Source organism: Lactobacillus sp. VURO6/B1 (VP7), assembly GCF_058139575.1.
In genome coordinates this window covers 1-8,567 of record NZ_JBVOWJ010000018.1, presented here as the reverse complement: position 1 = coordinate 8,567, position 8,567 = coordinate 1, and the positions used below count along the sequence as shown (strand labels likewise).

Here is an 8,567-nt window from a genome sequence, read left to right as displayed (position 1 = left end):
GCCGCAGCTGCTTTAGGCTTAATTAATGCCAAGCCCCAGACGGTCAAGGCAGCTAATCAGAATGGCACTCGTGCCACTAAGAAGACTGCGAGCAGACCAGTCAAGACTAAGTTGAATTACCAAACAGAGTCTACTGAAACCGGTTCGGAAACTGAGGGTGCAGCAGCTACTGACGATAACCTCACTGACCAAAACAGCAACAGTCAAACAGCTGACAGCGAGACTAATGCAGGTACAGGTAATACAGGTACCTCAAGCAATACCTCAGAAGCTGGACAGGGTCAAGCTGATGCTAATAACAGTTCAGCAAGTGAAAATAATCAAGACACAACTGCAGGCAATACCAGCTCTTCAGGCACAAAAGACAGTATAAAAACTGAAAAACTCGAAAAAGATGTCAAAAGAGATAGTGGAAATCCTACCATACTAACTGGTGTTTGGCTTGGTGTCGATGTAACTTTTCAGCCGGGACGTGGAATATACACCATTAAAGGTAATAATCAAACTATTGATGGCATTCCCGGCAATTCTATTAATATTTTTTCACTAGCAAAAGATGGTCATGATCTTTTTGCTGAGCCTCTCTTTTCAGATAAAAATCAAATTAAAGAAGTCGACTTTACAGGTCCTCTTAACTTTAGAGGTACGATGCAAAGTATGTTCTATGATTTGTCAAGTTTAACCAAAATTACTGGATTAGAAAATCTGAATACATCTAATGTAATTAGTATGAATGGCATGTTTGCCAGTTGCTCAAGCCTAAGCTCAATTGAGGGAATAAATAAATTAGATGCTTCCAAAGTAACTGATATGTCCTATATGTTTGAAAACTGCGGAAGTTTAACTAGCTTAGATTTAAGTGGTTTAAATATAGGTTTAAATATTAACAAGAATAGTAATAAAAATGATCCTATTACCATGAAAGAGATGTTTATGGGTTGTTCTAACCTTGCAAACTTAATTTTACCTGATAAAATTGATACTTCTCAAGTTACTGATATGACAGGTATGTTTTATGGCTGCTCAGACTTAGTTTCTGTAAGTTATCCAAGTTCCGAAAATTCAGCAGATCCAGAAAATCAAAAAGTAGACTTAACCAAGTTTAATACTAGTAGCCTACAATATATGGCTTACTTGTTCAGTAGATGTTCTAGCATAACAGACTTAGACTTATCTAGTTTCGACACTGGGAATGTCACTTTAATGGACGACGCATTTAGTGAATGTAGAAATTTAACTGCATTGAATATTGCAAATTTTAATATGGCGAGGGTCGAACATTATGTATCACTTAGTAATCTTCTAAATAATTTGACTAAGTTGAAAAAACTAGTGTTAGGTAAAAATTGTAAGTTTACAAGTGAGGATAAAACTGCTGGTCTTAATAATCCAGGAACATGGGTTAATGTTGGTAACGGTAACGAAAGGGACCCAGAAATGAGTAAAAAATGGTCTTCCACCGATTTAATGAATAATTATAATGGTGAAACTGATCATGATACTTATATCAGATTCTATAGCGGCTGCCCTGTAAGAATTCATTACGTATACCTTGATAAAGAAGGAAAACGACAACCAATTTTAGACAAAGATGGCAAGTCCTATGACTATGCAATTGCTGGCAATAAAGGTGATACTAGTTCTATTGAGCCTAAAAATATATACGGTTATACTATTTCGAAAACTAGTAAAGACAAAGTCACAGTCACATTTACTGATCAAGAACAAGATGTTTACTTCGTTTATGACAGGGCAACAGGTAATCCTATTAAGGTTAATTATTTATACTATGTGGATGATAAGGGTAATACCAAACCTATTCTTGATAAAGACAATAAACCGATGACGGAAAATGTTGACGGGGTACTTTATGGTGATCAGAAAGATATTATTCCAAAACAAATATCTGGTTATACCATTAAGCAAATTATCATTGATGGCGTCAAACAGCCTGGAACTGATAAAGCAACTGTTGGCTACTCCGATAAAGATCAAAATGTTTCTTTCATTTATGAAAGAAAACAAGGTAATCCTATTAATGTTAATTATTTATACTATGTGGATGATAAGGGTAATACCAAGCCTCTTCTTGATAAAGACAATAAGCCGATGAAGGAAAATGTTGCCGGTGTACTTTATGGTGATCAGAAAGATATTATTCCAAAACAAATACCTGGTTATACCATTAAGCAAATTATCATTGATGGCGTCAAACAGCCTGGAACTGATAAAGCAACTGTTGGCTACTCCGATAAAGATCAAAATGTTTCTTTCATTTATGAAAGAAAACAAGGTAATCCTATTAATGTTAATTATTTATACTATGTGGATGATAAGGGTAATACCAAGCCTCTTCTTGATAAAGACAATAAGCCGATGAAGGAAAATGTTGCCGGTGTACTTTATGGTGATCAGAAAGATATTATTCCAAAACAAATACCTGGTTATACCATTAAGCAAATTATCATTGATGGCGTCAAACAGCCTGGGACTGATAAAGCAACTGTTGGCTACTCCGATAAAAAGCAAAATGTTTCTTTCATTTATGAAAGAAAACAAGGTAAATCTATTACGGTTAATTATTTATACTATGTGGATGATAAAGGTAATACCAAGCCTCTTCTTGATAAAGACAATAAGCCGATGACAGAAAATGTTGCTGGTGTACTTTATGGTGATCAGAAAGATATTATTCCAAAATCAATACCTGGTTACACGATCAAGCAAATTATCATTGACGGCGTCAAACAGCCTGGAACAGATAAAGCAACTGTTGGCTACTCCGATAAAAAGCAAAATGTCGACCTTATTTATGCTAAAAACCAAAATCCTAATAATCCTAGTACTAATAACCCAGACACTAATAAAGTTAAAGCAGCAGATGTAACTGTTCACTATAAAGACGAATTTGGCAATATCATTTCCTCAGATCAGATACTGAGTGGCTATGTTGGTGATAACTATACTACTGAAGCTAAAAATATTTTTGGCTACACATTAAAGACGAGACCAGATAATGCTACAGGGTTCTTTAGCACTTTCCCGCAAGATGTAACTTATATTTATACTAAGACAAGTACAAATAATATACCAAATATTAATGAGCCTAATACTCCCAATACTCCTAATACTCCTAATAACCCTTCTAAAACGCCTAAAGAAAACAATCGGAAGGCAAAAAATGAGAAGGAAAACAAGAAAGGAAAGAAGAAAAAAGCTTTTAAACCAACAGCAAACAACAATTTGCCTCAAAAGCAAGGCAGTTCAAGCACCGCTAAAAATCAAAAAACTGCTGCTTTGCCACAGACAGGTACTGATAAGCATTCCAGTCTAGTCATGCTCGCATTAGGAAGCTTAACTTTAGTTGGCGCATTAGGTGCAGCATGGTTTAGTCGTAAAAAAATTAAATAAACTCATCAGTAAAAATATGAAGTGCAACTTAAAAAGTTAGACATTTTAATATTATACCAGACCCAATGCACGATTCCGATATTTGATCGGAGTCGTGTATTTTAATTTGTTTGATCTTCTAATGTGATTGAATCAGTAAACGTAATCATATAGTACTTCCCTCATTTCTGCTAGTGAACTGATCTTAATGCGGTTAAGCTTCTCTCGTTTCATTAGGTTGAAGATTGTTTCCTCCGGTGCATTATCGTGGCAATTGCCCTTGCGCGACATGCTTTGTTTAAGCCAGTCAAAGAGTTTTGGCGTGCCAGATACTTACAAACAACTTAAATTTACAAAGCAGTCGTATACTAAGTCATTAAAAAAGTACTCCCAATAGTTAGAATTATGACTAACTATTATGAAATGCTTAAATTTTAACGGGTGCTTTTTCTTTTATGCGGTTTGACATTGATTTAGCCTAGCCATATACTAAACCTATATTAATATGCAGTTTAGAAGAGGAATTTTATGAATACACATAAGAATGCTAACAAGCAAGGAGAAAAAATATTGCTCGGCGGCATGGCCGCAGCTGCTTTAGGCTTAATTAATGCCAAGCCCCAGACTGTGAAGGCAGCCAACCAAAACGGCACTCGTGCCACTAAGAAGACTGCGAGCAGACCAGTCAAGACTAAGTTGAATTACCAAACAGAGTCTACTGAAACCGGTTCAGAAACTGAAGGTGCAGCTGCTGATTACAGTGGGACTAATATAGATGAGACAGCAAATAACAACCCAGAAGACGGACAAAGCGAGGCTAGTACCAATAACAGCATAGCAAGTGAAACCAATCAAGACGTTGTTATAAACAATGAAAAAGCTGACAAGCATTTGGCAAAACCTGATCAATTCAACTCTGCTAAAGCTATTCGCGATGGTAATACTTCGATTTCAAGCACCTGGAATGGCATACCAGTTAATTTTTCTAATGGTAAATTAGCAATTGGTGAAACTAATAAAGACTATTCAATTACTATCAATAAAAAAAATCCTTTTTCTATTGATAATGTTGTTGCAGATGATATTACAGAAATTGATCTTAATGCTCCCATTGCAATCACGGGGACTGCTCAACGTCTCTTTTCTAAATTAAACAATTTAGTATCTATTGAAGGATTAAATAACCTAAATACTTCTCAGATAACAAATTTTAGCTATATGTTTGCTGGCTGCCCAAAATTAACTACACTGGATCTTTCAACTTTTGATACTTCTAAAGCTACTTCATATTCTTCAATGTTTAGTGGAGACACAGCATTAACTAGCGTAGATCTTTCAAATTTTACAGTTACAGATGATGCCTTAACGTTTAGTATGTTTGATTCATGTTCAAACTTAACTAAGCTGAATTTAGGAAAGGCTTTTAAATTTACAAATTATAAAGATACTAAAAACAATTCACTTCAACAGCCAGGTACCTGGGTAAACATGGGAGAAGGAAATGGCTCTCTGGCCAAGGGCACTAATCAATGGTCTTCAGCTGATTTAATGACCAATTACCAAGGTGATAGAGACCATGATACTTATGTTAGATATACTGGTGGCATCGTTACTGTTCATCGCCAAGACGAAGAAGGTAAGCAGCTAGTTGATCAAGATGGTAAGGAAATTCCTGATGAAAAACTTTTCGGCAACATTTCAGACTCGGTAACTATTGATACTAGCAAAGAATTTGCTGGCTACAAGTTCAAAGAAAACAAGAATTCTGATATAAAAGCATTTATCTCTGATCCACAAACTATCACTCTAGTCTATTCTACGAGTAAAACCGATAACACTTGGGAAGGTGTTCCTTTTACCTTTAATAATGGCGTCTTATCTCTAGGTGAAAAAGACAAAGCCTATACAATAAATAATTCAGACAAAAAAAATATTAGCATTAGCCAAAATATTAGTAACGTAACACCAGACGATATCACTGAAATTGATATTAATGCCCCTATCACAATTAAGGGATCGGCAAGTCAGCTTTTCTATAAATTAAGCAATCTGAACGTAATTAAAAATTTAAACAATCTAGTTACTAATGATGTAACAGACATGAGTTTTATGTTTGCTAATTGTCTTAAGTTAGCAACCTTAGATCTTTCTACTTTTGATACCACTAATGTGTCTAACTTCAACGGAATGTTTGGTGGAGACACTGATTTAAGTAGTATAAATTTATCAAGCTTCAAAATTACTGATAATAGCAAAATGAACACCATGTTTCGCTTCTGTTCAAATTTGAAAAAATTAGTCTTGGGTAGTGGCTTTAAATTTCCAGAAATTAAAGGAAAACCAGATTCATTTTTGCCTGATTTGGGAACTTGGGTAAACATGGGGGTTGATCAGGGCTCTCCAGCAAAAGGCACTAATAAGTGGTCTTCAGCCGATTTAATGACCAAATATCAGGGCTCTACTGATCACGACACTTATGTTTGTTTTGCTAATCTAGGCGGTACCGTTACTGTCCATTACCAAGATGAAGATGGCAAGCAACTAGTTGATCAAGATGGCAAGGAAATTCCTGATGAAAAGCTCTTTGGCAATATTTCAGACCCAGTATCTGTTGATACCAGCAAGGAAATTGCCGGTTACACCTTCAAAGAAAATAAAAATTCAGATGTAAAAGCATTTATCTCTGACCCGCAAGATATTACTTTGGTCTATTCCAAGAGTAAAACCGATAATACTTGGGAAGGCCTTCCTTACGCCTTCAATAATGGCGTCTTATCGCTAGGCGAAAAAGGCAAAACCTATACAATAAATAATTCAGATAATAAAGATATTAGTATTAGCCAAAATGTTAACGGCATAACTGTAGATGATATCACTGAAATTGATATTAATGCCTCAATCGCAATTATAGGCAGCGCAAATGGAGTTTTTAAGAATTTAAAAAACATAACCTCAATAAATGGCTTAGATAAATTAGATACTTCTCAGGTTACAAACATGCAACAAATGTTTGCTAGTTGCCCTAAATTGACTGAATTAGATTTATCTAGTTTTAATACAGACAAAGTGACTAACTATAATGGTCTTTTTCTCAATGACACAAATTTAACTAGTATTAATTTGTCCAATTTTACAGTTGCAGATGATGCTAAAATGGTAGTTATGTTTCGTTTTTGCTCAAATTTGAAAAAATTAGTCTTAGGTAGTGGCTTTAAATTTCCAGAAATTAAAGGAAAACCAGGTTCCTTTTTACCTGATTTGGGAACTTGGGTAAATATGGGAGTTGATCAGGGCTCTCCAGCCAAAGGCACTAATAAGTGGTCTTCAACTGATTTAATGACCAAATATCAGGGTTCTACTGATCACGACACTTATGTTTGTTTTGCTAATCTTGGTGGCATAGTAACTGTTCATCGCCAAGATGAAGAAGGCAAGCAGCTAGTTGATCAAGATGGTAAGGAAATTCCTGATGAAAAGCTCTTTGGCAATATTTCAGACCCAGTATCTGTTGATACCAGCAAGGAAATTGCCGGTTACACCTTCAAAGAAAATAAAAATTCAGATGTAAAAGCATTTATCTCTGACCCGCAAGATATTACTTTGGTCTACTCTAAGAGTAAAACTGATAACACTTGGGAAGGTGTTCCTTTTACCTTTAATAATGGCATCTTATCGCTAGGTGAAAAAGGCAAAGACTATTTAATTGACAACACCGCCGAAAATGAAATTGGCATTAATAATAATATAAGTACTGTAAATACTGATAATATTACTGAAATAGATATTCTAGGAAAAATAACAATTAATGGGCCGGCTGATTCATTATTTGATACTCTTCCTAAATTAACTCAAATTAACGGTTTAAATAGCCTCATTACTTCGGATGTCACTGACATGAGTTACATGTTTGCCAATTGTCCAAAATTAGTTTCATTAGATCTCTCAAGTTTTGATACTAGCAAAGTTACATTCTTTTCTTCTATGTTTTATGCAGACACCAACTTATCTAGCATAAACTTATCTAACTTTACAATTACTGATGATGCTATATTAGATGGTTTATTTGATTCATGTGCAAATATAGCTAAATTAACTTTAGGTAAAGGGGTTAAATTTCCTCTAGACGGAGAACAGCCTGAAGATTTACTTAAACAGCCAGGTACTTGGGTAAACATGGGTGAAGACGATGGTTCTCTGACCAAGGGTACTAATCAGTGGTCTTCAGCCGATTTGATAACTAAATATCAAGGAGACAGAGACCACGACACCTATGTTAGGTATACTGGTGGCATCGTAACTGTTCATCGCCAAGACGAAGAAGGCAAGCAGCTAGTTGATCAAGATGGTAAGGAAATTCCTGATGAAAAACTTTTCGGCAACATTTCAGACCTGGTAACTGTTGACACCAGCAAAGAATTTGCTGGCTACAAGTTCAAAGAAAACAAGAATTCTGATATAAAAGAATTTATCTCCGACCCACAAGATATTACTTTGGTCTACTCTAAGAGTAAGACTGATAACACTTCTGACACTTCGGATGGTTCCGACGGCTCTAACAGCTCAAATGGTTCTGACAGTTCCGATGGCTCTGATAGTTCGAATAGCTCTAATGGTTCTGACAGTTCCGATGGTTCTGACAGTTCTGAAAGCTCGACTGGCTCCGAAAGCTCAACCGGTTCTGAAAGCTCGACTGGCTCTGAAGGCTCGACTGCCTCCGAAAGCTCAACCGGTTCTGATAGCTCAACTGGCTCCGAAAGCTCAACCGGTTCCGAAGGTTCGACTGGTTCTGAAGGTTCGACTGGCTCTGATAGTTCTACTAGCTCTGAAGGTTCAACCGGTTCCGAGGGCTCAACCAGCTCAACTGGTTCGACTGGTTCTGATAGTTCTAACGGTTCAAATAGCTCGAACAGCTCCAATGGTTCGAATAGCTCTAATAGTTCTGACAGTTCCGATGGTTCTGACAGTTCTGAAAGCTCGACTGGCTCCGAAAGCTCAACCGGTTCTGATAGCTCTATTGGCTCTAACAGTTCTGACAGTTCTGATAATTCCGGTTCTAATGGCTCCAATGCTTCCAATACTGCTGGTTCAATTGTCAACAGCCCTGCAGCCATAGCGCCTGCAGTCACAGTTCATTATCAAGATGAATATGGCAACTCCATTGCCCCTGACCGCGTAAT

General features: G+C 36.4%; 2 protein-coding genes and 1 pseudogene. 2 read left to right on the top strand and 1 reads right to left on the bottom strand.

Annotation, left to right across the window (positions count from 1 at the left end; all coding sequences use genetic code 11):
* The coding region (locus tag ACZ2M0_RS09170; protein WP_490059255.1) for a MucBP domain-containing protein at nucleotides 1-3,411 on the top strand (3,411 nt) is incomplete at its 5' end.
* 51 nt (nucleotides 3,412-3,462) lie between these two features.
* Here the strand turns inward: ACZ2M0_RS09170 and ACZ2M0_RS09165 are convergent.
* Nucleotides 3,463-3,687, bottom strand: a pseudogene (locus tag ACZ2M0_RS09165) (IS3 family transposase); the annotation flags it as partial.
* 231 nt (nucleotides 3,688-3,918) lie between these two features.
* Between ACZ2M0_RS09165 and ACZ2M0_RS09160 the strand changes: the two are divergent.
* The coding region (locus tag ACZ2M0_RS09160) for a BspA family leucine-rich repeat surface protein (RefSeq protein WP_490059254.1) at nucleotides 3,919-8,567 on the top strand (4,649 nt) is incomplete at its 3' end.